This is a genomic window from Rhizobium sp. K102 (genome assembly GCF_022385315.1).
Taxonomy (GTDB): Bacteria; Pseudomonadota; Alphaproteobacteria; order Rhizobiales; family Rhizobiaceae; genus Rhizobium; species Rhizobium croatiense.
On record NZ_CP092437.1, the window covers coordinates 72359 to 97667 of the forward strand.

Here is a 25309-nt window from a genome sequence, read left to right on the forward strand (position 1 = left end):
CTCCTAAAAGAACGTGGGCCTAAAAGAACGTGGGCCTAAAAGAACGTGTGACGGTGATCGAGCTCATCGAGCCTCGATCGCCTGAGAGCTAGGAACGCCGAAATCCGGATTCAAGCCGGAGCACAGTTTTGAACTCGTCTTCAAGACGAGGGGACGACCATCGTCATTAGTTCGAACGCAGGAGCCGGTCTTCTGTTCCCCGCGGGGCCATTAGCAGTCGCCAGCAGCGAGTGCTAATTTTTCTGCGCCGCCCCTTGAAATCGAAAAACCATCGAACCAGATCAATCCCGCAAGGCGCGCGACCTTGCACCCACCCGGACCTCGTCATCCGGTCCGGTCTGGCGAACAACGTCATCATTGTTTGTCGATGGAGGAAGACATGTCGTTCCGACCGCTTCATGACCGCATTCTCGTCCGCCGCGTCGATTCCGAGGAAAAGACCAAGGGCGGCATCATCATTCCCGACACCGCCAAGGAAAAGCCGCAGGAAGGCGAGGTCATTGCCGTCGGTCCCGGCGCCCGCAACGATGCCGGCCAGATTCAGGCGCTCGACGTCAAGGTCGGCGATCGCGTCCTGTTCGGCAAGTGGTCCGGCACGGAAATCAAGATCAACGGCGAGGACCTGTTGATCATGAAGGAAAGCGACGTGATGGGTATCATCGAAGCCCAGAGCGAAGGAAAGCAGGCCGCCTGAACCCTCAGGACGTGGTCAATGCTAGCTGCCTATGAAGGAGTGAGGACATGGCTGCTAAAGAAGTCAAATTCAACGTCGAAGCCCGCGAGAAGCTGTTGCGCGGCGTCGACATCCTGGCCAACGCCGTGAAGGTGACCCTTGGCCCGAAGGGCCGTAACGTCGTGATCGACAAGTCCTTCGGCGCGCCGCGCATCACCAAGGACGGCGTTTCGGTCGCCAAGGAAATCGAACTCGAAGACAAGTTCGAGAACATGGGCGCCCAGATGGTCCGCGAAGTCGCTTCGAAGACCAGCGACATCGCCGGCGACGGCACCACGACTGCGACGGTCCTCGCCCAGGCCATCGTCAAGGAGGGCGCCAAGGCCGTTACCTCAGGCATGAACCCGATGGACCTGAAGCGCGGCATCGATCTCGCCGTCGTCGCCATCGTCGCGGAACTGAAGGCCAACGCCCGCAATATCTCCAACAATTCCGAGATCGCCCAGGTCGGCACGATCTCCGCCAATGGCGATGCTGAAATCGGCCGCTTCCTGGCGGAGGCGATGGAAAAGGTCGGCAATGACGGTGTCATCACGGTTGAAGAAGCCAAGACCGCCGAAACCGAACTCGAAGTCGTCGAAGGCATGCAGTTCGACCGCGGCTACCTCAGCCCCTATTTCGTCACCAATGCCGACAAGATGCGGGTCGAGTTCGAGGATCCCTATATCCTGATCCACGAGAAGAAGCTCTCGAACCTGCAGTCGATGCTCCCGGTTCTCGAAGCCGTCGTCCAGTCCGGCAAGCCGCTCCTCATCATCGCTGAAGACGTCGAAGGCGAAGCCCTTGCAACGCTCGTCGTCAACAAGCTGCGCGGCGGCCTGAAGATCGCTGCCGTCAAGGCCCCCGGCTTCGGCGACCGCCGCAAGGCCATGCTTGAAGACATCGCCGTGCTCACTGCCGGCACCGTCATCTCCGAGGACCTGGGCATCAAGCTCGAATCCGTGACACTCGACATGCTCGGCCGCGCCAAGAAAGTGTCGGTCGAGAAGGAAAACACCACGATCGTCGACGGTTCGGGCGCCAAGTCCGACATCGAAGGCCGCATTGCCCAGATCAAGGCCCAGATCGAAGAAACCACCTCCGACTACGACCGCGAGAAGCTGCAGGAACGCCTTGCCAAGCTCGCCGGCGGCGTTGCCGTCATCCGCGTCGGCGGCTCGACCGAAGTCGAAGTCAAGGAAAAGAAGGACCGTGTCGACGACGCGCTTCACGCAACCCGCGCGGCGGTCGAGGAAGGCATCCTGCCGGGCGGCGGTGTGGCCCTGCTGCGCGCCGTCAAGGCGCTTGAAAAAGTCCAGACCGCCAATGCCGACCAGCGCGTCGGGGTCGACATCGTTCGCCGCGCACTTGAGGCGCCGGCTCGCCAGATCGCCGAGAACGCCGGCGCGGAGGGCTCGGTAGTCGTCGGCAAGCTGCGCGAAAAGACCGACTTCTCTTATGGCTGGAACGCCCAGACGGGTGAATATGGCGACCTCTATGCGCAGGGCGTCATTGATCCGGCCAAGGTCGTTCGCACCGCGCTTCAGGACGCGGCATCCATCGCCGGTCTTCTCGTGACGACGGAAGCCATGATCGCCGAGAAGCCGAAGAAGGATGCCCCTCCGGCAATGCCGGGCGGCCCCGGCATGGATTTCTGAGACGAAAGGTCGCCGGCCCGCCCCGACAGGATGATGTCCGGGCGGGCTGTTTTCCGAGGGAATTAAGATGGTTCAAACGATCACAAACCGATCGCAGGTGCCGCTGGACTCCCGCGATCTGGCAACCTGCCAGCAGGTCTTCGACAAGCTCAGCGCCGACTACGCGATAGCAAGGGACAGCGCCGAAGCCGAACGAATGGCGAGCATCATCATCGAGCTCTACCGACAGGGCGTGCGCGACCCCAACCACCTGCAGTCGATGGTCGAGGCGGCCCGCGGCCTCTTCGAAGCGAGCGAACGCCCGCCTACTGCTCGGGGAATTTGATCATGGTACCGCCGCCGGTCGCCTGGTCGGTCGGGAAGACTTCTATCCTGGAAACGTCAACGAAGACGGGAAGCTCGATGGCGTTGGCGATGATCGAGGCGATGTGAGTCGGTTGGATCGGGCGGTAGCCGTCATAGAGCAGCGTCCGCGCCTGGTTGCCCGCCATTGCGGTTCGATAGAGGTCCGTCTGGACGCGGCCCGGCACGACCTCCGTCACGCGCACCGAGCTTCCCAGCAGATCGCAGCGCAGATTGTCGCAGAACAGGCTGAGTCCGGCCTTCGAAGCGCCATAGGCGGCCATGTTCGGATATGGCGCCTGGCCGCCGCTTGAACCGATATAGAGGAGGTGGCCACGCTTTCGTTCGACCATTCCAGGCAGAAAGGCGCGGGTCAGATGCATCGGCGCCTTGAGATTGACGTCGATCATCGCATCGATCTCGGAGGGTTCGATCTCGGCGAAAGTCGCCCGCGTCGAGAGAATGCCGGCATTGTTGATCAGGATGTCGACATCAACGCCATCAAGCTGCCGCACGATTTCAGCGGTATCGCGAACATCGGCCTGGATCGGCTTGGCTCCGCTCTCCTGGACCAGTTCAGCCAGTGCCTCGGCGATTCGGCCGACGGCATAGACCGTCAGCCCCATGTCGCGCAACCTGCCGACGGTGGCGCGGCCGATGCCGCTCGTCGCACCCGTGACCACGGCGACCCGATAGGGCAGCGGCTCAGACATAGATGTAACCTCCGCTGACGACGACGTTTTCGCCGGTGGCATAGGTGTTGCGGCTCGACGCCATCATGACGATCCATTCCGCCATCTCGACCGGCTCCGCCGCACGGCCGAGCGCGCTGGCCTTGGCCAACTCCGGCAGGAATCCGAGTTCCTTTGCCCGGTCCGTCGCAAAACCGGCGGGCGCCACGGAATTGACAAGGATCTGATCCTTGGCGCATTCCTGGGCAAAGGATTTCGTCAGGCTGACGACGGCCGCCTTGGTTGCGGCATAATGGGCGTTTTGGGGTGGGCCTTGAAAGCATCGACCGAGGTCACGTTAACGATCCGCCCTGTCACCTCAGGTGCGTTCACGTGCTGGCGCATATGAAGGACGGCGGCGACCATCATATGATAGGTACCCTTGACGTTGATCGCATTTTCGAGATCCCACTCCTCGTCGGTGATCTCAAGGATAGGCCGCCGGGGATAGATGGCAGCGCTGTTGACGAGCACGTGGATGCGGCCGAGTTTGCCGGCGATCTCGTTAAACCCGCGATGCGCCGTTTCTGCCCTGGAAATATCGGCAATGGCCGTTGCGACCTCGGCGCCAAGCGCGCGCAGCGCCGCAGCCGAGGAACCGAGCAGTTCCTCGTTGCGATCGATGAGCCCGATCCGGGTCGCCCCATGTGTGATCATGAGCTTCGCCGTCGTCAATCCGAGCCCGGAAGCGCCGCCGACGATGATTGCGGTCTGGTTCTTCAAAGTTCCACCTCGTTGTTTGGCGTTGCGCCGTCAGCATTGTATGTTATCACTTATATGCCAAGCTTGGCAAAGCTCAAGTGCATTCTGAAGGTTTCGAAATGATTCCACGCCTCCAGCCGAAGGTTTCAATCCCCCTGCCCCCCGCGGGTTTCTTCCAGCGGCTTATCGAGGCGGGGTTTACCGGCGATATCGAAACCGGCGCGGCAAGCCGAACCGTGTTTTCGACCGACAATTCCATCTACCAGGTCGAGCCGACCGGCATCCTTTTTCCGAGGGCCGTCGAAGACCTGCAGGTCGTGGCGGCCGTGCTGTCGCAACCGGCCTTCCGAGAGATCAGCATCGCGCCGCGGGGCGGCGGCACCGGCACCAACGGTCAATCCCTGACATCGGGCGTCGTGGTGGACTGTTCGCGGCACATGACGTCCATTCTCGAGATCGATCCCGTCCGAAGGATTGCGCGTGTCCAGGCGGGCGTCGTCAAGGATCAATTGAACCGGGCATTGAAGCCCCATGGCCTCTTTTTCGCCCCCGAACTCTCCACCTCCAACCGCGCCACCATCGGCGGCATGATCTCCACCGACGCCTGCGGCCAGGGTTCGTGCCTCTACGGCAAGACCAGCAACCACGTCCTCGGATTGCGCATCGTGCTTACGGACGGGTCCGACTTTTGGTCGCGCCCGCTCGACGCGAAGGCGTTCGAGGAGATCGCGGCGCGAGAAAGCCGCGTCGGCGAGATCCACAGGACGGTCGAACGGATCGGCCAGGAAAAACACGAGCGGATCGCCGAAATCTTCCCGAAGCTCAACCGTTATATGACCGGCTACGACCTCGCCCATGTCAGGCGCGGCGACGGACACTTCGACCTCAATGCCATACTCTGCGGTTCGGAGGGAACGCTGGCGATGATCGCCGAGGCGGAATTGAACCTACTGCCGATCCCCGCCCATGCGGCGCTGATCAACATCCGCTACGACGACTTCAACACCGCCTTGGAGGATGCCCGCAACCTCGTGGCGCTGAACGTCGCCTCGGTGGAAACGGTCGATGAGAAAGTTCTCGGCCTCGCGAAAAGCGACATCGTCTGGACCGGCATTGCCCGCTTCTTTCCGGACGATGCGGGCAGAGCGACCAACGGCATCAATATTGCCGAAGTGCTGGCCGATGATGAAGAGGAACTCGAACGCAAGCTTGCGGACGTGACCGCCGCTCTCGACACGGGCGCGAACGCCCGCCATGCCGGTTATACGATCGCCCGGGGCCATGCCGATGTCGAGGCGATCTGGTCGATGCGCAAGCGCGCGGTCGGCCTGCTCGGTAATGTGGAAGGGCCGGTCAGACCCATCGCTTTCGTCGAGGATACGGCCGTGCCGCCGGAAAACCTGGCGGCCTATATCCGCGAGTTCCGCGCGCTTCTCGATGGCGCCGGCCTTTCCTACGGCATGTTCGGCCATGTCGATGCCGGCGTCCTGCACGTACGGCCGGCGCTCGACCTGACCCGCGACGATCACGTCCGGCTGGTTCGGGAGGTCAGCGACGCCGTCGTGGCGCTCACCCGCAAATATGGCGGCGTGCTCTGGGGAGAGCATGGCAAGGGCGTACGTTCGGAATATGTGCCGGAATTTTTCGGCGACCTCTATCCCAGCCTGCAGGAGATCAAGCGGGCTTTCGATCCGGAGAATCGGCTCAATCCCGGCAAGATCGCAACCCCTTCCGCGGAAGTGCTGACGAAGATCGACGATCCTCCACTGCGGGGAGATATCGACCGCATCATCGGCAACGAGATCCGCTCCGCCTTCGATAACGCCGCCTACTGCAACGGCAATGGCGCCTGTTTCGATTTCGACGAAACGAGCCCGATGTGCCCCTCTTACAAGGCGACGCGCGACCGGCGATTTTCGCCCAAGGGCCGCGCCGCGCTGATGCGGGAATGGCTGAGGCTGCTTGCCGAGAAGGACATCGATCCCCGCCAGGAGGCGATGCGCCTGCGGCGGAGCATTCCGTTCGCCAGCCTGGCGCGGCGCGCCTTCAACTCGCTGAATCCGGCAAACCGGGACGATTTTTCCCATGAGGTGCGCGCTGCGATGGACACGTGTCTGGCCTGCAAGGCATGTGCGGGGCAGTGTCCGGTAAAGGTCAGTGTGCCGGCCTTCCGCTCGAAATTCCTCGAACTCTATTACGGACGCTACCTCCGCCCGCTGAAGGATCCGCTAGTCGCGGCGATCGAAACCACTCTGCCGCTCGTCCGGCGCATCCGGCCTGCCTATAATCTGGTCGTGGGCACGCGCGCCGGCAGGACATTGATGCGTGTCGCCGGGCTGACCTCCCTGCCGCATCTGCCGCGGATCTCACTCGCCAGGGAAGCCGCGCGCCTCGGCGTGCCGCTTGCGACCGCTCAAGCGATCGAAGCTCTGCCGCCGCAGGAAAGGCAGCGCAGCGTCGTCTTCGTCGCCGACGCCTTCACCGCCTATTTTGATCCGGACGTTGCGCTTGGCGCAATCGGGCTCGCCAGGAAAATCGGGCTCACGCCGTTCCTTGCGGCCTCCCACACCAATGGCAAAGCCCTGCATGTTCATGGCTATCTCGGACGCTTCGAGGCGGCGGCCAAGCGGACGGCGCGCTATCTTGAGCGACTGGATGATACAGGCGTGGCGCTCGTCGGGCTCGATCCATCGATGACGCTCGCCTTTCGCAGCGAATATAAGGGGATATCGAAGGCGAATGTCCTGCTCCCTCAAGAATGGCTGGCCGCCAACCTCGACCGGCTCACCGCCTCGCCTTCCGCCGCCGAAGGCAAAAGCTTCCGCTTGATGGCCCATTGCACCGAGCGCACGAATGCACCGGCCTCCGTCGCACAATGGCAAAAAGTATTCGAAATGCTCGGCATCGACCTTCAGGCGGCGCAAACCGGCTGTTGCGGCATGGCAGGCACCTTCGGCCACGAGGCCCGCAATCGGCCGATCTCCGAACGTCTCTACGCAATGAGCTGGAAGCCCGAGCTTGATGCGGCCGGCGAAGCCGATATCCTCATGGCGACAGGATATTCGTGCCGCTCCCAGGTAAAGGAAATCGACGGCAAGCGTATCCCGCATCCGTTTCAAGTCATCAACCGGATAATTTCTGAAAAGCCGGACATCTCGCGATCATATGTGGCATGACATGTGATATGTGCTAAATTCGATCGTGGAAACCGGAGCGCACAAGTGTCAATCATCACGCAACGAGGCAATCTCGCGGAAATCGTCGTTGCGAAACTGACGGAGCGCATCGACTCCGGCCTTTATGCGCCCGGCGAGAAAATTCCGTCAAGTGCCCAACTGTGCGAGGAATTCGGCGTTTCCCGAACCGTCATTCGCGAAGCGCTCACCTCCCTCAAGGTCGGAGGTAGGGTAACCGCGCGCCAGGGTGCCGGCGTCTATGTCTCCGAGAAGGATGCAAAGACCCTCAATTTTGAGATCAGCCGCATCGAGGATATTCGCTCGGCGATGCAGATCCTGGAATTGCGCCTCGGTGTGGAGATCCAGTCCGTCGCGCTTGCGGCCGCAAGGCGCACGCCGGAGGCGCTGGCCGAAATCGCCCGCGCCTACGACACCCTCGAAAACCTCGTCACCGATGATGCCGTCGTCGAGGCCCGTGCCGATTACGAATTCCATCTTGCGATCGCCCGCGCCACCCGCAATCCGCATTTTCCGAGTTTTCTGGAAGCGGTGATGGAGAGCATCAATTTCGATCTGGTGCTCAAGCATCGGCAATCGGCGCGCGGCTATAGCGGCTATCTGAAGAAGATCAACAAGGAACATGCCGCCATTCTGGCCGCGATCACCCAGGGTGACGTCAAAGCCGCGAAGAACGCGCTGATCACCCATCTGGAGGAAAGCCTCCATCGTTACCGCACGATGCTCGACGAGCCGGCGAGCATCGAAGCAGAGGATTGAGCGCGCCGCCTGATTTTTCAGGCGGCGCATTCCCCGCAATCATTTTCCCTGAGCAATCGCCTGCTCACGGATTTGCGTCAGGGTCATTTTCGGCGTCAGCGCTTCCGGGTCGATCCGGATTTCGATGAGGCCGGGCTTGCCTGATGCTTCGCAGCGCTCGAAAGCGCCGGCGAAATCCTCCGTCTTTTCGACGGTCTCACCATGCAGGCCGTAGGATCGCGCCAGCGCGGCAAAATCCGGGTTCGTCAGCTGGGTGCCGGAAACACGGCCGGGATAGCTGCGCTCCTGATGCATGCGGATCGTGCCGTACATGCCGTTGTTGATGACGAGGAAGATCGCCCGGGCGTCATATTGCATCGCGGTTGCGAGTTCCTGGCCGTTCATCAGGAAACATCCGTCGCCGGCAAAGGCAACCACCGTGCGTGAGGGATCGGTGATCTTGGCGGCGACCGCCGCCGGCACTCCATATCCCATGGAACCGTTGGTCGGCCCGAGCTGGGTGCGGAACGATCGATACTGATAGAAACGATGTGCCCAGGCGGAATAATTGCCGGCGCCGGTGGTCAGGATCGCATCGGGTTTGAGATGGCCGCGCAGCCATTCCATGATATCGCCCATCTGCACCGGACCCGGCACCTCGGGATGGACGAGGTTTTCCAGGTAGTCGGCATGGACCGTTCTGGTCCACTCCTTCCATACCGGCGCGACGGACGGCGTCAGCTTGGCCGCCTGCGAGAGGAATCCGGCGACGCTGGCATTGATCGGCAGGCTTGCATGATAGACGCGCCCGAGTTCTTCCGCGCCCGGATGGATGTGAACGAGCAATTGCTTCGGGACGGGAATGTCGATCAGCGTATAAGCGCCAGTCGTCATCTCCCCGAGGCGGGCGCCGATCGATATCAGCAGGTCGCAATCCTTGACGTGCCTGATCAGCTTCGGCCCCGCGGCAAGGCCGAGATCGCCGGCATAGTTTTCGTGGCGGTTGTCGAATAGGTCCTGACAGCGGAAGGACGCGGCGATCGGCAGGCTGAAGGCCTCGGAAAAGGCCTTGAGGTCATCCACGGCCCGCTGCGTCCAACCGCCGCCGCCGACGACGGCCATCGGGCGCTTCGCCTGGGAGAGAAGGCTGAGCAATTCCTCCAATTGCTGTTCGCCGGCAAAACCCTCGACCTTCTTGTAGGGCGGCGCGTCGGCGACGTCGACCATATCGGTCAGCATATCCTCAGGAAGGGCGACGACCACCGGGCCGGGGCGGCCGTTGACCGCGCGATGGAAAGCCTGGCTGATGAGCTCGGGAATGCGGGCGGCATCCTCGATCTCGACGATCCACTTCGCCATTTGCCCGAACATGCGACGATAATCGATCTCCTGGAAGGCTTCGCGCTCCATCTGGTCGCGCGCCACCTGGCCGATGAACAGGATCATCGGCGTCGAATCCTGGAAGGCCGTATGCACGCCGATGGAGGCGTTCGTGGCGCCCGGCCCGCGGGTCACGAAGCAGATCCCGGGTTTGCCGGTCATCTTGCCGTAGGCTTCCGCCATGTAGGCGGCCCCGCCCTCCTGCCGGCAGATGACGAACTCGATGGCGTCTTCGGCACCGTGAAACGCGTCGAGGGCGGCAAGATAGCTTTCACCCGGCACGCCGAACACGCGATCGACGCCGTGGATGCGCAAGGCATCGACGAGCACCTGGCCGCCGCTGCGCTTGGATGTTTCGTTTCTCATCGGGTTCCCCTCTGCTGTTTGTTAGATGACGGCGTCTTCGAGGAAGGGCCGGTTTGCCGTCACCCGCTCGTAGCCGAATGGCGAAAGATCAAGCGTCCTGAAGCCGCCATAGGCGATCAGTTCCGAAAGACCCCGCCCCATTGCGGGCGACTGCTGCAGGCCGTGGCCTGAGAAGCCGTTGGCGAAGAGAAAATTCCCGACCTCCGTATGCGGTCCGAGGACGACATTGTGGTCGAGGGTGCAGTAGTCGTAATGGCCGGCCCAGGAGTTGACGACCTTGATCGCCTCGAAGGCCGGAACGCGGTTCGCCAGGACAGGCCAGATTTCCTCGTCGAATTCGTCATGCATGACGTCGAAATCGTTGGGATCCACTTCCGGATCATGTTTGGGATAGGTTCCCATCAGATAGAACTTGCCTTCCGGCCGGAAGAAGACGCCCGTGGGGTCGATCGTCAGGCCAACCTTGCCTTCGAGCGGCGTACGGCAATCGACGACGAACAGCGAGCGCCGGCGCGGTTCGATGGGAATATCGAGACCCGCCATGCGAGCCACCTTCACGCCGTTGGTGCCTGACGTGTTGACCAATGCGCCACAGGCAATCGTCTGGCCGCTCTTCGTCGACACGGAGACGATGCGATCAGCCTCACGGTTTACAGCGATCACCTCATCCTCGATATATTCGACGCCGAGCGACCGGGCCTTCTTGCGGAAGCCCTGCAATAGGCCGACGCTGTCGAACCAGCCCTCGCCGCGTTCGCCGGTGCTGCCGAGCGTCAGCCCTTCGAGATTGAGCCACGGGAACCGCCGGCCGAGGCCATCGGGGTCGAGCAGCGTCACTTCTACGCCGCAGGAGATTTGAGTCTCGTGATTGCGCCTCAGGACCTGATCGCCGCGTTCATCCTCGGCGAGGAACAGATAGCCGGCCTCGTGAAAGCCGATCTCCGGCGTGTCGTCATCGACGGCGACGTTTTCCTTGAAGTTGCGGATAAACTCCGTGCCGAACTGCGAGACCTTGACGTTGATCGCATTCGAGAACTGATGGCGGATGGAGCTGGAGGAGAGCGCGGTTGCCGAACGCTGATAGGTCCAATCCTTTTCGATCACCAGCACCGAGCCCTTGAAGTCGGTATTGGTCGCGAGAAAATAGGCGGTCGAACTGCCGACCACCGCGCCGCCGACGATCACCACGTCATAGGATGACTTGGAAGCTTGCATCGCCTCTCACTTCTTCTCGTCTTCAAAATGGCCGGCGGCGGCAAAACTGCCGCCCTGGAAGCGAACCGCCGGATCGTTCGGATCGCCCTGCTTGGTCTTCGCGAAGACCTTTTCTTCGTAGTCGTCGGCGCTGTCTTCCGGCTTGTAGCCGAGGGAAGCCGCCGCGCGGTTGTCCCAGAAGGCCCGGCTGTTGTGGGACATGCCGTAGGCGACCATGAAGCCGACGCGTTCGGCCGACAGGCTCTTTTCGACGAGCTGGCGGCAATCGCGATAGGAAAGCCAGGTGATGAGATGGCGCCGGTCCGTCGGCTCCGGGAAGGAGGAGCCGATGCGCAGGCTAACCGTCTCGATGCCGAACTTGTCGAAATAGTAGCGGCCGAGGTTTTCAACGAAGGTCTTGGACACGCCATAGAGGCTGTCGGGGCGGGTCGGCGCGTTGCCGTCGATCGTCTCGGTGCGCTCGTAAAAGCCGATGGCGTGGACGGAGCTGGCATAGATGATACGCTTGACGCCGTGCCGGCGGGCCGCCTCATAAATATTGTAGCTGCCGACGATATTGGCGTTGAGAATGGTGTCCCAGGCAGCCTCGAGGCCCTGGCCGCCCATGTGGATGATGGCGTCGCAGCCCTCTACGGCCTTCGAGACGGCGTCGAAGTCGGAAAGATCAGCCGGAAAATCCTCCTCGTGCGGCGCAAGGTTCTCGCAGGGCTTGCGTGCCGACAGCCTGACGATCTTTCCAAGCCTGGTTCCGGACTGGCGCAGTTGGGTTCCAAGAGCACCGGCCGCGCCGGTCAGAAGGGTGCGCTGAAAATCGGTCATGGAATTTCCCCGTTAGCGAAGTTTGGACAGCGCATCGGCGGTGCGCTCGATGGCGATGGCAAGGTTTTCGCGCGATGTTGCGAAAGAAAGCCGGATATAGGGCTCGACGCCGAAAGCGGCACCGGGAACGGTGGCGACCTTGCCCTGTTTCAGGAGATAGGAGGCCAGTTCCGTGTCGCTGGAAATCCTGGCACCGTCAGGGGCCGTCCTGCCGATATGGTCGGCGCATTTGGGGAAGAGGTAGAAAGCGCCTTCGGGAGCGCGCACTTCGAGGCCCGGTATCGCGCCGAAGCCCTTGGCGACGAGCTCGCCACGCGCCTTGTATTCGGCAACCGCGCTGGTGACGAAGTCCTGAGGGCCGTTGAGGGCGGCGGCAGCCGCGACCTGGGTGATGGAGGACGGGCAGGTCGTGCTTTGCGACTGGAGCTTATTCAAGGTCTTGGTCAATTGTTTCGGGCCGGCCGCATAGCCGAGGCGCCATCCCGTCATCGCATAGGCTTTCGAGACGCCGTTGATGATCAGCGTACGCTCTTTCAGCTCTGGGCAGGCGATGGCGAAGGAGGTGAACGGCACGTCGGCGCAGACGATATGCTCGTAGATCTCGTCCGACATGATCGCGACATGGGGATGGCGCGCCAGTACCGCGCCGAGCGCCCTCAACTCGTCCGCCGTGTAGATCGCGCCCGTCGGGTTCGATGGCGAGTTGAACAGGAACCAGCGCGTCCTCGAGGTAATCGCCGCTTCGAGGCGTTCCGGCGTGATCTTGAAGGCATTCTCGACGCCGCAGGCAACGATCTTCGGCACGCCGCCATGCAGGATGACGATGTCGGTGTAGGAGACCCAGTAGGGCGCCGGCACCACCACTTCGTCGCCGGACTCCAGCGTGGCGAGGAAAGCGTTGAAGAGGATCTGCTTGGCGCCGTTGCCGATGGAGATTTCATCCATGGCATAGTCGAGACCGTTCTCGCGCTTGAACTTGGCGACGATCGCCTGGCGCAGTTCCGGCAGGCCGTCCGGCGCCGTATAGCGCGTGATGCCACGCTTCATCGCTTCGATTGCAGCTTCGACGATGTGAGCGGGCGTGTCGAAATCGGGCTCGCCGAGCGACAGGTCGATGACATGCTCGCCCTTGGCCCGCATCGCCTTGGCGGCCATGGAGACCGCCATCGAAGGCGAGGACTTGATCGTCGCGACACGCGCGCTTTCGAATGCAATCATATTCATGCCTTGCCTCCCTGGGTCCGGCTCCGGCCGTAGGCGCCAGCCTGTTCTTCGGTGATGTATCCATGCCTGAGATCGTGTTCGACCGCCTCACTCGGGCGGGCGGCCGGATCGCCGTAACCGCCGCCGCCCGGAAGCGAGAGAACGAGGCGGCGGCCTTCCGGCACGAACTGCAGCCCCTTGCCCTTGAGAACCGTGCCGTCATCGAGCGCAACGGCGCCTGCCGCGCCGTCCAATCCGCCGTCACGACCGCGCGCGGGATGGCCGAGCCTGTCGAACATGGCGGAGAAACGGAAGCTGAAGCCTTCGGCCGCCTCGATCTCGATCATCTGGCCGAGACCGCCGCGTTGCGCGCCGGCGCCGCCGGAGCCCTCGCGCAGTTCCTTGCGCCAGACGATCACCGGGCCGACATTCTCCGTCGCCTCGATCGGCATCGTGTGCACGCCGCTCGGAAAGGCGGTGGCGTTCAAGCCGTCGAGCGAGGCACGCGCACCGGAACCGCCGGAATTGAACATCAGGATTTCCGCGCCCTTGCCGCCGATCTGGTCGGAAAGCGGGCGCACGCTCATATGCAGATTCCAGAGCGCGCTCGCGCCCTCCGCCGGCACCTGCCCCGGAAGCGCCTGATGTAGCGCGCCCAATACGAGATCCGGCACGAAATGGCCGAGAACGTGTCGGACGGCGACCGGCGCCGGCCGCTTGGCATTGAGGATACAGCCTTCCGGCGCCACCACGTCGAAAGGGGCGAGAGAGGCGGCGTTGTTCGGAATCTCCGGCGCCACCACGCATTTGATGCCGTAGCAGGCATAGGCCTTGGCATAGACCAGCGGCACGTTGATGCCGAATTTGCTCATGCCGGAGGTGCCGTCGAAATCGACGACGATCCCCTCGGGACCGATGCTCAGCTTCGCGGCAAGATGCACAGGCTCGTCATAACCATCGAGATCGAGGCTGTAATTCCAGGAGCCGTGCGGAAGGTTCCTCAGCCGCTCCAGCGTCGCTTCGCGGCTGTGCTTGAGGATGAAGGTGCCGATCGTCGACAAGTCGGAGAGATTGAATTCCGTCAGCATGTCGATGAGCCGGCGATGGCCGGTCTCGTTGCAGGCGGCGAGCGCATAGAAGTCGCCGACGACCTTGTCGCTTTCGCGCACATTGTTGCGGACGATGTGGATCAGCGTCCGGTTCAACTCGCCGCGCTCGAAGAACTTCATGATCGGGATGAAGATGCCTTCTTCATAGACCTCACGCGCATCCGGGCCGAAGCCGCGGCCGCCGACATCGACGACATGGGCGGTCGAGGCGAAATAACCGACCAGCTTGCCGTGATGGAAGGAGGGCGTGACGACGGTGATGTCGTGCAGGTGGCCCGTCCCCTTCCACGGATCGTTGGTGATGTAGACGTCGCCTTCGAAGATATTCTCCGGCCCGATGTCGGCAATGAAATGCGCCACCGATTCCGCCATGGCGTTGACATGGCCCGGCGTGCCGGTCACCGCCTGCGCCAGCATGCGGCCGTCGAGGTCGAAAACGCCGGCCGACAGATCGCCCGCCTCGCGCACCGAGGTGGAGAAGGCCGTGCGGATCAGCGTCTGCGCCTGCTCCTCGACGACAGAGATCAGCCTGTTCCACATGACCTGCATATGGATATCGATCATGGATTGGTTCATGTGACTATCCTCAGATCCGGGTTACGAGCAGGCAGCCGTCGCGTTGGACGACAGCTTTGAAGGAGGCGGTGAGAACCGCCGAGGTCTCGCGCTCGACGATGACGGCGGGACCCTTGACGACGTCCCCCGGCTTCAGCCCGGTCCGGTCGTGAATGCCGGCTTCGAGATAGGCGCCTTGCGACGCCTCGAACAGGCGGCGGGTCTTGGCCGGCCGCAGGACATCGCCCTCGGCGACGGAGGCGATGCGCTCGACCGGCGGCAGCGGCGAACTCGCCTTGACCGACCAACTGACGATCTCGATATCGAGGCCCTCGATGGCGCGGCCGAAGAAGCGCTCATATTCGCGCTCGAACGAGGCCGCGATCGCCTCGGGGCTCGTTGAATCGAAGTTGTCGTCGGCAAGCGGCACCGGAATATCCCAGCCCTGCCCGGCATAACGCATGAAGAGCGTGCGTTCGATCACCGGCGCGCCGGCATCAAGCCCGCCTTCGACGAAGCCGAGCGCTTCGGCCTTCATCGCTTCCAGCAGCCGGTTGGCTTCGGCATATTCGAAGTTCGACAGGTTGAAGACGGCGCTGCGGACCGATTCATAACCGAACGGCGCCTTGAGGAAGCCGATCGCCGAACCGACGCCGGCGCCGGGCGGAACGAGAAAGGTCGAAATCCCCATCTTTTCGCAGAGCCGCGCGGCATGCAGCGGTCCGGCGCCGCCGAAGGTGATCATGGTGAAATCGGAAATGTTCTTGCCGTTCTCGACGGTATGGACGCGGCCGGCATTGGCCATGTTCTCATCGACCATCTCGCAGGTGCCGTAAGCGGAAGCTTCCGGCTCGAGACCGATGACCGCGCCGATATCGTCGCTCATCGCCTTGCGGCTCGCCTCGATGGAAAGCGGGATGGCGCCGCCGGCGAAATTATCGGGATCAAGCTTGCCGAGGATCAGGTCCGCGTCGGTCACCGTCGGGTTCTTGCCGCCGCGCTGATAACAGGCCGGGCCGGGCTCGGAGGCCGCCGAATGCGGCCCGACCCGGATCTGGCGCATGCCATCGATCGAAGCGATCGAACCGCCGCCGGCGCCGATTTCGACCATCTCGACAACAGGGATGGAAATCGGCATACCGGATCCCTTGCGGAAGCGATAGGTGCGCGCCACTTCGAAAGTCTTGGCAGTCTTCGGCACCTGGTTTTCGATCAGGCAGATCTTCGCCGTCGTGCCGCCCATGTCGAAGGACAGAACCGTATCGAGTCCGTATTGGCGGGCGATGTCGGCCGCAAAGATCGCGCCGCCGGCCGGCCCGGATTCGACGAGGCGCACCGGAAACTCCGAGGCGCTCTCGACCGAAACGATGCCGCCGCCGGAATGGATCATAAACACGGGGCAGCCGACGCCGATCTCCTTCAGCGACACGACGAGACGGTCGAGATAGGATTTGATCGCCGGCTTGACATAAGCATTGGCGCAGACCGTGTTGAAGCGCTCGAACTCGCGCATCTGCGGCGAAACTTCCGACGAGATCGAAACGGAAATATCGGGAAGCCGCTTCAGGATCGCGTCGCGGACGGCAACTTCATGCGCGCCGTTGGCATAGGCATGAATGAAGCCGATCGCGACACTTTCATAGCCGCCTTCTGCGATCTGCTCGGCAGCTGCGGCGACCGAGACTTCATCCAGATCGAGCAGGATCTTGCCGGCCGCATCGATGCGCTCACGGATGACGAAGCGGTCGGCGCGGGCGATCAGCGCCGGCGGCAGGGAAATATTGAGATCATACTGCTCGAAACGGTTTTCGGTGCGCATCTCCAGCACATCGCGAAAACCTTCGGTCGTCACGAAGGCGGTCCTGGCGCCGCGCCGCTCGATGAGGGCGTTGGTGGCAAGCGTCGTGCCGTGGATAAGGATGCCGATCTCCGAAAGAGCGATGCCCGCCATCTCGGCGACTGATTTGACGCCTTTCAGGATCGCCCGCTCCGGGGCCGTATAATCGGTCAATATTTTCGTCGAGTGAAGCGTCCCATCGAGGTCGAGAGCGATATCCGTAAAGGTGCCGCCGATATCGACGCCCACCCGGCAGTTTCGTGGCGTGCTGCTCACCGTCTTGTTCCTCAGTTTCTCGCGTTACAGACCGCGCTCATGCGGCCCCGCATCCAGCCATTCTTCACTGTTGCCAGCGCCGCTGCAACATTTCCGCTTGACGATCTTCGTATATGTCACTTATCATATAAGTGTCAATTGGCAAAAAGACCGAAATTCTCGGGGCCCGCTTTTCCAGGCCCTTTCGGGAAGGACGAATTACTGAATAAAAATAATTACTTCGCGTGATGGCGAAGGGTGAATGCAGGCCGAACCCGCATCCCAAAAGACAAGAACATGAGAGTTGCTTCAACCAGAGGGAAAGCACAATGAAATCCATCTCAACGCTTCTTACGGCGACCGCACTCGCCTCCGCCCTACTCTTTTCCAACGCTTTCGCCGCCGACACGATCAAGATCGGCGTCGCCGGCCCCTATACCGGCGCCAATGCGACCTTCGGCGAGCAGGTGTTCAGCGGCGTTTCCGCCTATGTCACCGACGTCAATGCCTCAGGCGGCATCAACGGCAAGAAGATCGAACTGGTGAAGGGCGACGACGCCTGCGAACCGAAGCAGGCCGTCGCCGTAGCCAACCGTTTCGTCGACCAGGACAAGGTCCAGGCCGTGATCGGGCATTTCTGCTCGTCCAACACCATTCCCGCCTCCGAAGTCTATAATGACGCCGGCATCCTCGAAATGACGCCGTCCTCGACCAACCCCACCGTGACCGATCGCGGCTTCGACAATCTGTTCCGCGGCTGCGGTCGTGACGACCAGCAGGCGGTCGTGGCCGGCAGCTTCATTCTGGACACGCTGAAGCGGGACAAGATCGCCCTCATCCACGACAAGGACACCTATGGCCAGGGCCTGGTGGACGCCGTCAAGAAGACGATTGAAGCGCGCGGCGTAAAGCCGGTGATGTATGAAGGTCTCACCCGCGGTGAACGCGACTTCAATGCGCTCGTCACCAAGATCAAGAGTTCCGGCGCCAATGCCGTCTATTTCGGCGGGCTCATTCCCGAAGGCGGCCCGCTGATCCGTCAGTTGAAGGAACAGGGTGTCGACTTGGTTGTCGTCAGCGGCGACGCCTTCGCCCAGGCGGAACTCGTCGCGGCCGCCGGCGGCGCTCAGAATCTGAAGAACGTCTACTATTCGGCGACACCCGACCCGCTGGCGGATCCGTCGACCCAGGGCGTCCAGGATGCGTTGAAGAAAGCCAACATCACGCCGGCCAACTACGTGCTCTACGGCTATGCCAATGCGCAGGCGGTCGTCGCCGCGCTCAAGGCCGGCGACGAGCTGAAGGCCCAGGCCGACTATCTCCGCAACAACACCGTCGATTCCGCCATCGGCAAGATCACCTGGGACAAGAAAGGCGACATCAAGGACTTCAAGTTCGTCTTCTACAACTTCGACGACAAGGGAACCCCTGTCCTGGTGAAGTAAGGCAATTTTGCCGGATCGGCCGGACCCTCAAGGTTCGGCCGGCTTATCCATCCCCGAGAAACATAAAAGGGGTTCACCATGGACTTTTACATCCTGGTTCAGCAATTGTTCAACGGCATCACGCTCGGCACCATCTACGGCCTGATCGCGGTCGGATATACCATGGTCTACGGCGTCATCCGGATGATCAACTTCGCTCATGGCGACGTCTATATGGTATCGGCCTATATCGCCGCAATCACCCTTGCCGTGCTTGCCTATTTCGGCGTCCAGTCGGTTCCTTTCGCCTTGATATCCGTGCTGGTGATCAGCTGCGCAATCACCGCAGTCTATGGCTGGGTCATCGAGCGCGTGGCCTATCGGCCGCTTCGCGGCTCGACCAAGCTTGCCCCGCTCATCTCGGCGATCGGCATCTCGCTGATGCTGCAGAGCTACGTCCAGATCGCCCAGGGCGCGCGCGACCAGGGCGTGCCGACGCTGATCCAGGGAGCGTTCCGTATCGGCAACGATACCCACTTCGCGCAGATCACCTATATGCAGACGGTCATCCTGTTCGCGTCGCTGATCGCCATGGGCCTGCTCACCTATGTGATCAACTATACCAGGATCGGCCGCGAATGCCGCGCCACCCAGCAGAATATCCGGATCTCCGCAATATTGGGGATCAATACCGACCGGATCATCTCGACGGTGTTCGTCATGGGCGCGGCCACCGCCGCCGTCGGCGGGACACTCGTCACCTTCAATTACGGCTCCTTCAACTTCTTCATCGGCTTCGTCATGGGCATCAAGGCCTTCACGGCCGCGGTTCTCGGCGGCATCGGCTCGCTGCCCGGCGCCGTGCTCGGCGGCATCGTCCTCGGCCTGACCGAGGCGCTGTTCGCCGGTTATGTCAGCACCGACTACAAGGATGTCTTCGCCTTCGCATTGCTCATCACCCTTTTGTTTTTCCGACCGTACGGCCTGCTCGGCCGCCCGGAAATCCAGAAAGTCTGAGGAGGAGCAGGAACCATGGAACCCAATCGCCTCCTCGCGCTGTCCAAGCAAGCGCTCCTCACCTTCACGGTCTCCATCATCTTGTTTGGCCCGATCTCCGGCCTGGTGCTCGACGGATTTTCGTTCACCAACGAGCTGACGCGGGCGCTGCTACTCGCCGCCATCGTCACGGCCGGCCGATCGGCGCTGTCGCTGTTTCAGATGAGCAGCCTCGGTCGAAAGCTCGGCCGGCGCTTGGCAGGCAGCGGCGCGGGCGTGACCGTGATGAGCGGCAAGGAAAAATCGCCGATGCTCGTCCTTACGCTACTGTTTCTCGCTGGGCTGAGCCTGCCACTTTTTGCCGACAAGTATTTCCTCGGCGTTGCGATCCTCGCCCTCATCTATTGCCTGCTCGGCCTGGGGCTCAACATCGTCGTCGGGCTTGCCGGTCTGCTCGACCTCGGCTACGTCGCCTTCTATGCCGTCGGCGCCTATCTGCTGGCGCTCGGATCGCAATATCTCGGCCTGGGATTCTGGAGCGCGCTGATCCTTGCTCCGTTCCTCGCCGGCCTTTGCGGCATGATCCTGGCCTTCCCAGTCCTCAAGATGCATGGCGACTATCTTGCCATCGTGACCCTCGGTTTCGGCGAGATCATCCGCCTGGTGCTGAACAACTGGCTTGAATTCACCGGCGGACCCAACGGCGCTCCGGTTCCACCGCCGACACTTCTTGGCCTCGAATTCACCCGCACGGCCAAACAGGGCGGCGTTCCCATTCACGAATATCTCGGCATCGCCTATAATGGCGACTACCGGTTCTGGTTCCTCTATTTCGTGCTGTTTCTCGTCGTCTGCTTCGTCATTTACGCGGTGGAGCGGCTGCGTGTCATACCGCTCGGCCGCATGTGGGAAGCGCTGCGCGAAGACGAGATCGCCTGCCGTTCGCTCGGCGTCAATCACGTCTTCACCAAGCTCACCGCCTTCATGCTCGGCGCTTCCACCGGGGGGCTGGCCGGCGTTTTTTTCGCGGCACAACAGGGTTTCGTGAACCCGACCTCCTTCACCTTTTTCGAATCCGCGCTCATTCTCGCCATCGTCGTGCTCGGCGGCCTGGGATCGACGGCCGGCGTCATCGCGGCGGCTCTCGTCCTCACCATTCTTCCCGAGCTTTTGCGTGAGTTCGCCGAATATCGCGTCCTGGTCTTCGGCATTCTGATGGTCGTCATGATGATCTGGAAGCCGCGCGGGCTGGTCCGCATCAAGCGCCCGGCCTTCTTTCCGAGCACGGTGGAAGAAGGCGTCGGCAGCGAACTGTCCTTCCCGAGCAAGGCGGAGGCGGGGCGATGAACAAAGCCATCCTCGACGTGCAGAGTGTCACGATGCGTTTCGGTGGCATTGTCGCCAACCGGAACGTCAGCTTCACGGTCGAACGCGGTGGGGTGACCGCGCTGATCGGCCCGAACGGCGCCGGCAAGACGACGATGTTCAACTGCATCACCGGCTTCTATCGCTCCAGCGAAGGCCGCATCATGCTGAACGGGCGCGATGGCCCGACCGATATCGGCGAACTGGTGACGAAACCGGTCACTGGCGGCTCGCATCTCGTCACCCGCGCCGGGATCGCACGGACGTTCCAGAACATCCGCCTGTTCAAGGAAATGTCGGTCATCGAAAACCTTCTGGTCGCCCAGCATCTCGCAACCCACAACAATATTCTGAGCGGCGTTTTCCGCACGCCGGTGTTCCGCAAGGCAGAGAAAGAAGCGGTCGACCGCGCCTATCATTGGCTGCGGCAGATGAATCTCGCCGAAGACGCCAACCGCCTTGCCGGCGAGCTGCCTTATGGCCGGCAGCGCCGCGTCGAGATCGCCCGCGCCATGTGCACGGCTCCGAGCCTCATATGCCTCGACGAGCCGGCCGCCGGCCTGAACCCCTCGGAAACCCAAGATCTTGCCGAGGTCATCCAACGGCTCTGCGCCGACCACGACCAGACGGTCCTCGTCATCGAACACGACATGGGCCTCGTCATGCGCATTTCGAACCATATCGTTGTGCTCGATCACGGCGAGGTGATCTCCGACGGCACGCCTGAACACGTCGCCAACGATCCGGCCGTCGTCGCGGCCTATCTCGGCGTCAGCGAAGAGGAGGTCCATGCATGAGCCAGCCGTCCCACACGCAGGCGCCGCTTCTCGAATTCGCCGATGTTCATGCCCATTACGGCCCGATCGAAGCGCTGAAAGCCGTCAACGTTCATATCTCGGCCGGTGAAATCGTCAGCCTGATCGGCGCGAACGGAGCCGGCAAGACCACGCTGCTATCCTCCATCTTCGGCGCGCCGCGCGCCTCGTCGGGCAGGATATTGCATCGCGGCGAAGACATCTCCCGCATGCCGACCAACCGGATTTCCCGGCGCGGCATAGCACTCGTTCCCGAGGGGCGTCAGATCTATCAGGAAATGTCCGTCGAAGAGAACATGATGATGGGCACGACGCCGATCGGGATGGCCTGGTTCGAAGAGGATCGGAACACCATGTTCGAGCTCTTCCCGCGTCTCAAGGAGCGCCGCAACCAGACAGCCGGCACCATGTCGGGCGGCGAACAGCAGATGCTCGCCATCGCCCGCGCGATGATGGCGCGGCCGGAACTGATCCTGTTCGACGAACCGTCGCTGGGGCTGGCGCCGCTGATCGTCAAGCGCGTTTTCGAAGTCCTGGGAGAGATCGCGGCGATGGGCAAAACCATATTTCTCGTCGAGCAGAACGCCAACCATGCCCTGAAGCTCTCTCAGCGCGCCTACGTCATGGTCAACGGCCGGATCCATCTCTCCGGCGACAGCGCCTCCCTTCTCGACAACCAAGACGTCCGCAAAGCCTATCTCGGACTCCACTGAACGGAAGACCTTCATGCTGCACAAGAACCTGATTGCCGGGGAATGGGTTGCCGGCGATGCCTCGCTGAACATAAACCCGTCCGACACCAACGACATCGTCGGCGAATTTTGTCGCGCGAGCGCCGACGACGTCAGGACCGCCATCGCGGCGGCAAAATCAGCCCTGCCGGCCTGGTCGCAATCGCCGCTATTGGCGCGTCACGCCGTCCTGAAAAAGACGGGCGACGAGATATTGGCGCGTAAGGAGGAACTCGGACGCCTGCTTGCCCGCGAGGAAGGCAAAACCCTCGCCGAAGCGATCGGCGAAGTCAGCCGCGCCGGCCAGATTTTCGATTTCTTCGCCGGCGAGATTCTCCGGCTGTCGGGAGAAACGCTTCCGTCGGTCCGCCCCGGCGTCGGCATCGAGATCACCCGCGAACCGGTAGGTGTGGTCGGCGTCATCACCCCGTGGAATTTCCCGATCGCAATCCCTGCCTGGAAGATCGCGCCGGCGCTCGCCTATGGCAATGCGGTCGTGCTGAAACCTGCCGATCTCGTGCCGGGCTCAGCTTGGTCCCTCGTCGAAATCCTCCATAGGGCAGGCGCGCCCGCCGGTGTCGTCAATCTCGTCATGGGGCGCGGCAACGTGGTCGGCCAGACCATGCTCGACAGCCCCGATATCAACGCCCTGACCTTCACCGGATCGGCAGCGACGGGAAAACGCGTCGCGCTCGCCTCGATAGAGCATAATCGCAAGTTCCAGCTGGAGATGGGCGGCAAGAACCCCTTCGTCGTGCTCGACGATGCCGACCTCGACGTCGCCGTCGAGGCGGCCGCCAATTCGTCCTTCTTCTCCACCGGCCAGCGCTGCACGGCATCCTCGCGGCTGATCGTCACCGAAGGCATTCACGACCGCTTCGTGGCGGCGCTTTCGAAACGCCTCGAGGCTCTTGTGGTCGACGATGCTCTGAAGAGCGGCACGCATATCGGCCCGGTCGTCGATGAAAGCCAGCTGAAACAGGACATCGACTATATCGACATCGGCCGAAAGGAAGGCGCAAGGCTCGCCTTCGGCGGCAACAGGCTGGAGCGGGCAGCACCCGGCTTCTATCTCGAACCGGCGCTCTTCACCGAAGCGACCAACCAGATGCGGATCGCGCGGGAGGAAATCTTCGGCCCGGTCGCCGCCGTCATCCGGGTGAAGGATTATGACGAGGCGCTCGCCGTCGCAAACGACACCAGCTTCGGCCTGTCCTCCGGCATCGCCACCACCAGCCTGAAACACGCGACGCATTTCAAGCGCAATGCCGAAGCCGGCATGGTCATGGTCAACCTGCCGACGGCCGGCGTCGACTTCCACGTGCCGTTCGGCGGCAGCAAGGGCTCGTCCTTCGGCCCCCGCGAACAGGGCCGGTACGCTGCCGAATTCTATACCTCGGTCAAAACCGCCTACACATTCGCATAAGGGAATACCCATGAAGATTCTCGTGCCCGTTAAACGGGTTGTCGACTACAACGTGAAGATCCGGGTGAAGCCGGATGGTTCGGGTGTCGAGCTTGCCAATGTGAAGATGTCGATGAACCCGTTCGACGAGATCTCGGTGGAAGAGGCGCTGCGGCTGAAGGAGGCCGGCAAGGCGGAAGAAGTGGTGGTCGTCTCGATCGGCCCGGCCAAGGCCGAGGAGACGCTGCGCACGGCGCTCGCCATGGGCGCCGACCGGGCGATCCTGGTCGAGACCGACGATCAAGTCGAGCCGCTCGCCGTCGCCAAGATCCTCAAAGCGGTCGCCGATGCCGAACAGCCGGGGCTGATCATATCAGGCAAGCAGGCAATCGACGACGATTCCAACCAGACCGGCCAGATGCTGGCGGCATTGCTCGGTTCGGCCCAGGCAACTTTCGCCTCGAAGATCGAGATCGGTGACGGCAAGGCTGAGGTCACCCGCGAGGTCGATGGCGGCCTGCAGACGATCGAGATCAAGCTGCCGGCGGTTGTGACCACCGACTTGCGCCTGAACGAGCCGCGTTATGCCTCGCTGCCGAACATCATGAAGGCGAAGAAGAAGCCGCTCGACAAGAAGAGCCCGGCCGATTTCGGTGTCGACACGACGCCGCGGCTGAAGATCTTGAAGACCGAGGAGCCGTCCGGCCGCAAGGCCGGCGTCAAGGTCAAGTCGGTCGCCGAACTGGTCGACAAGCTCAAAAACGAAGCCGGCGTGCTGTAAGCCAGGAAAGAGAGAACACGATCATGACCATTCTTCTTCTGGCCGACCATGACGGCAATCACCTCTCCGACCAGACCGCCAAGGCGCTGACGGCGGCAAGCCAGATCGGCTCCGATGTGCACATCCTGGTCGCCGGCAAGGCCGCCAAGGCGGCGGCCGATCAGGCTGCCAAGCTTTCCGGTGTGACCAAGGTGCTGCTGGCCGAAAGCGACGCGCTTGCCAACAATCTCGCCGAACCGCTGGCCGATCTGATCGTCTCGCTCGCCGGTTCCTACGACGCGATCCTGTCTGCCGCCACCTCGGTCGGCAAGACGGTGCTGCCGCGCGTCGCTGCCCTCATCGATGTCGCCCAGGTCTCGGAGATCATCGAGGTCGTCAGCCCCGATACCTTCAAGCGGCCGATCTATGCCGGCAATGCCATCCAGACGGTGCAGGCAAGCGATGCCAAGAAGGTGATCACCGTGCGCACCGCCTCGTTTGCTTCCGCCGCTGAAGGCGGCTCGGCAACGGTGGAGGCGATCGCAGCGATCTCCGATCCGGGTCTGTCGCGCTTCGTCGCCGATGCGCTGTCGGCCTCCGACCGTCCGGAACTGACCTCGGCGAAGATCATCATCTCCGGCGGCCGGGCGCTCGGCTCGGCCGAGAAGTTCAAGGAGGTCATCCTGCCGGTTGCCGACAAGCTCGGGGCTGCCGTCGGCGCCAGCCGGGCGGCCGTCGATGCCGGTTATGCGCCGAACGACTGGCAGGTCGGTCAGACCGGCAAGGTGGTGGCGCCCGATCTCTATATCGCCGCCGGCATCTCTGGGGCGATCCAGCATCTGGCCGGCATGAAGGATTCGAAAGTGATCGTCGCCATCAACAAGGACGAGGAGGCGCCGATCTTCCAGGTCGCCGACTACGGCCTCGTCGCCGATCTCTTCGACGCACTGCCGGAATTGGAAAAGGCGCTCTGAGCGGGGCGGTGCCAACCGCGTCG

At 62.3% G+C, this 25309-nt stretch carries 20 protein-coding genes and 1 pseudogene; 13 read left to right on the forward strand and 8 right to left on the reverse strand.

Annotation, left to right across the window (positions count from 1 at the left end; genetic code table 11):
• Positions 1–379: 379 nt before the first annotated feature.
• The 3 genes from groES (at position 380) to MHI61_RS27870 (ending at position 2695) form a co-directional block, all read left to right on the forward strand.
• Positions 380–694, forward strand: a complete 315-nt coding sequence (groES, locus tag MHI61_RS27860; protein ID WP_010029452.1) for a co-chaperone GroES — start codon at positions 380–382, stop codon at positions 692–694.
• Between the two features lie 47 nt (positions 695–741).
• Complete coding sequence (gene groL, locus MHI61_RS27865; protein ID WP_239793219.1) at positions 742–2370, forward strand: chaperonin GroEL; 1629 nt, start codon at positions 742–744, stop codon at positions 2368–2370.
• A gap of 67 nt (positions 2371–2437) precedes the next feature.
• On the forward strand, positions 2438–2695 hold the full coding sequence (locus MHI61_RS27870; protein ID WP_239793220.1) for a hypothetical protein: 258 nt from the start codon (positions 2438–2440) through the stop codon (positions 2693–2695).
• Here the strand turns inward: MHI61_RS27870 and MHI61_RS27875 are convergent.
• Both MHI61_RS27875 and MHI61_RS27880 read right to left on the reverse strand, forming a co-directional pair.
• Positions 2676–3425, reverse strand: a complete 750-nt coding sequence (locus tag MHI61_RS27875) for an SDR family oxidoreductase (RefSeq protein WP_239793221.1) — start codon at positions 3423–3425, stop codon at positions 2676–2678. The two genes, MHI61_RS27870 and MHI61_RS27875, sit on opposite strands and share 20 nt — an antisense overlap.
• Positions 3418–4166, reverse strand: a pseudogene (locus MHI61_RS27880) (SDR family oxidoreductase). Before MHI61_RS27880 ends, MHI61_RS27875 begins: the two are co-directional and overlap by 8 nt.
• 98 nt (positions 4167–4264) lie before the next feature.
• Between MHI61_RS27880 and MHI61_RS27885 the strand changes: the two are divergent.
• Positions 4265–7321 (forward strand): FAD-binding and (Fe-S)-binding domain-containing protein, encoded by a 3057-nt coding sequence (locus MHI61_RS27885; RefSeq protein WP_239793397.1) that lies wholly within the window; start codon positions 4265–4267, stop codon positions 7319–7321.
• A 45-nt stretch (positions 7322–7366) separates the two neighbouring features.
• Positions 7367–8098, forward strand: a complete 732-nt coding sequence (locus tag MHI61_RS27890) for a FadR/GntR family transcriptional regulator (RefSeq protein WP_239793222.1) — start codon at positions 7367–7369, stop codon at positions 8096–8098.
• Positions 8099–8137: 39 nt separating this feature from the next.
• Here the strand turns inward: MHI61_RS27890 and MHI61_RS27895 are convergent, their stop codons facing one another.
• From MHI61_RS27895 to MHI61_RS27920, 6 genes are read right to left on the reverse strand one after another with little or no spacing between them, the layout of a single operon-like run.
• The gene (locus MHI61_RS27895; protein WP_239793223.1) at positions 8138–9823 is read right to left on the reverse strand and encodes a thiamine pyrophosphate-binding protein; all 1686 of its coding nucleotides are present in this window, start codon (positions 9821–9823) and stop codon (positions 8138–8140) included.
• Between the two features lie 21 nt (positions 9824–9844).
• Complete coding sequence (locus MHI61_RS27900) at positions 9845–11038, reverse strand: FAD-binding oxidoreductase (RefSeq protein WP_239793224.1); 1194 nt, start codon at positions 11036–11038, stop codon at positions 9845–9847.
• A 6-nt stretch (positions 11039–11044) separates the two neighbouring features.
• Positions 11045–11857, reverse strand: a complete 813-nt coding sequence (locus MHI61_RS27905; protein WP_239793225.1) for an NAD(P)-dependent oxidoreductase — start codon at positions 11855–11857, stop codon at positions 11045–11047.
• 12 nt (positions 11858–11869) lie between these two features.
• Entirely contained in the window at positions 11870–13081 is a 1212-nt protein-coding gene (locus tag MHI61_RS27910) for a pyridoxal phosphate-dependent aminotransferase (RefSeq protein ID WP_239793226.1), read from the reverse strand.
• Positions 13078–14745 carry a hydantoinase B/oxoprolinase family protein gene (locus tag MHI61_RS27915; RefSeq protein ID WP_239793227.1) on the reverse strand — a complete coding sequence of 556 codons (1668 nt, stop codon included), beginning with the start codon at positions 14743–14745 and terminating at the stop codon, positions 13078–13080. The genes MHI61_RS27910 and MHI61_RS27915 overlap by 4 nt, the downstream gene beginning before the upstream one ends.
• 10 nt (positions 14746–14755) lie before the next feature.
• The gene (locus tag MHI61_RS27920) at positions 14756–16837 is read right to left on the reverse strand and encodes a hydantoinase/oxoprolinase family protein (protein WP_239793228.1); all 2082 of its coding nucleotides are present in this window, start codon (positions 16835–16837) and stop codon (positions 14756–14758) included.
• 308 nt (positions 16838–17145) lie between these two features.
• Here MHI61_RS27920 and MHI61_RS27925 point away from each other — a divergent pair, with 308 nt between their 5' ends.
• The 8 genes from MHI61_RS27925 (at position 17146) to MHI61_RS27960 (ending at position 25286) form a co-directional block, all read left to right on the forward strand.
• A complete protein-coding gene (locus MHI61_RS27925) occupies positions 17146–18261 on the forward strand; it encodes an ABC transporter substrate-binding protein (RefSeq protein ID WP_239793229.1) in 1116 nt (371 codons plus the stop codon).
• 78 nt (positions 18262–18339) lie between these two features.
• The gene (locus MHI61_RS27930; RefSeq protein ID WP_239793230.1) at positions 18340–19257 is read left to right on the forward strand and encodes a branched-chain amino acid ABC transporter permease LivH; all 918 of its coding nucleotides are present in this window, start codon (positions 18340–18342) and stop codon (positions 19255–19257) included.
• A gap of 15 nt (positions 19258–19272) precedes the next feature.
• Complete coding sequence (livM, locus tag MHI61_RS27935; protein ID WP_239793231.1) at positions 19273–20583, forward strand: high-affinity branched-chain amino acid ABC transporter permease LivM; 1311 nt, start codon at positions 19273–19275, stop codon at positions 20581–20583.
• On the forward strand, positions 20580–21398 hold the full coding sequence (locus MHI61_RS27940; RefSeq protein WP_239793232.1) for an ATP-binding cassette domain-containing protein: 819 nt from the start codon (positions 20580–20582) through the stop codon (positions 21396–21398). The genes livM and MHI61_RS27940 overlap by 4 nt, the downstream gene beginning before the upstream one ends.
• Entirely contained in the window at positions 21395–22129 is a 735-nt protein-coding gene (locus MHI61_RS27945) for an ABC transporter ATP-binding protein (protein WP_239793233.1), read from the forward strand. Before MHI61_RS27940 ends, MHI61_RS27945 begins: the two co-directional genes overlap by 4 nt.
• A gap of 13 nt (positions 22130–22142) precedes the next feature.
• On the forward strand, positions 22143–23573 hold the full coding sequence (locus tag MHI61_RS27950; protein WP_239793234.1) for an aldehyde dehydrogenase family protein: 1431 nt from the start codon (positions 22143–22145) through the stop codon (positions 23571–23573).
• Between the two features lie 10 nt (positions 23574–23583).
• A complete protein-coding gene (locus MHI61_RS27955) occupies positions 23584–24333 on the forward strand; it encodes an electron transfer flavoprotein subunit beta/FixA family protein (RefSeq protein ID WP_239793235.1) in 750 nt (249 codons plus the stop codon).
• 23 nt (positions 24334–24356) lie between these two features.
• On the forward strand, positions 24357–25286 hold the full coding sequence (locus tag MHI61_RS27960) for an electron transfer flavoprotein subunit alpha/FixB family protein (RefSeq protein ID WP_239793236.1): 930 nt from the start codon (positions 24357–24359) through the stop codon (positions 25284–25286).
• Positions 25287–25309: the final 23 nt, after the last annotated feature.

Coding starts and splice junctions, on each gene's coding strand:
- groES (WP_010029452.1), top strand. CDS start 380: ATGTCGTTCCGACCGCTTCATGACCGCATTCTCGTCCGCCGCGTCGAT.
- groL (WP_239793219.1), top strand. CDS start 742: ATGGCTGCTAAAGAAGTCAAATTCAACGTCGAAGCCCGCGAGAAGCTG.
- MHI61_RS27870 (WP_239793220.1), top strand. CDS start 2,438: ATGGTTCAAACGATCACAAACCGATCGCAGGTGCCGCTGGACTCCCGC.
- MHI61_RS27875 (WP_239793221.1), bottom strand. CDS start 3,425: ATGTCTGAGCCGCTGCCCTATCGGGTCGCCGTGGTCACGGGTGCGACG.
- MHI61_RS27885 (WP_239793397.1), top strand. CDS start 4,265: ATGATTCCACGCCTCCAGCCGAAGGTTTCAATCCCCCTGCCCCCCGCG.
- MHI61_RS27895 (WP_239793223.1), bottom strand. CDS start 9,823: ATGAGAAACGAAACATCCAAGCGCAGCGGCGGCCAGGTGCTCGTCGAT.
- MHI61_RS27900 (WP_239793224.1), bottom strand. CDS start 11,038: ATGCAAGCTTCCAAGTCATCCTATGACGTGGTGATCGTCGGCGGCGCG.
- MHI61_RS27905 (WP_239793225.1), bottom strand. CDS start 11,857: ATGACCGATTTTCAGCGCACCCTTCTGACCGGCGCGGCCGGTGCTCTT.
- MHI61_RS27910 (WP_239793226.1), bottom strand. CDS start 13,081: ATGAATATGATTGCATTCGAAAGCGCGCGTGTCGCGACGATCAAGTCC.
- MHI61_RS27915 (WP_239793227.1), bottom strand. CDS start 14,745: ATGAACCAATCCATGATCGATATCCATATGCAGGTCATGTGGAACAGG.
- MHI61_RS27925 (WP_239793229.1), top strand. CDS start 17,146: ATGAAATCCATCTCAACGCTTCTTACGGCGACCGCACTCGCCTCCGCC.
- MHI61_RS27930 (WP_239793230.1), top strand. CDS start 18,340: ATGGACTTTTACATCCTGGTTCAGCAATTGTTCAACGGCATCACGCTC.
- livM (WP_239793231.1), top strand. CDS start 19,273: ATGGAACCCAATCGCCTCCTCGCGCTGTCCAAGCAAGCGCTCCTCACC.
- MHI61_RS27940 (WP_239793232.1), top strand. CDS start 20,580: ATGAACAAAGCCATCCTCGACGTGCAGAGTGTCACGATGCGTTTCGGT.
- MHI61_RS27945 (WP_239793233.1), top strand. CDS start 21,395: ATGAGCCAGCCGTCCCACACGCAGGCGCCGCTTCTCGAATTCGCCGAT.
- MHI61_RS27950 (WP_239793234.1), top strand. CDS start 22,143: ATGCTGCACAAGAACCTGATTGCCGGGGAATGGGTTGCCGGCGATGCC.
- MHI61_RS27955 (WP_239793235.1), top strand. CDS start 23,584: ATGAAGATTCTCGTGCCCGTTAAACGGGTTGTCGACTACAACGTGAAG.
- MHI61_RS27960 (WP_239793236.1), top strand. CDS start 24,357: ATGACCATTCTTCTTCTGGCCGACCATGACGGCAATCACCTCTCCGAC.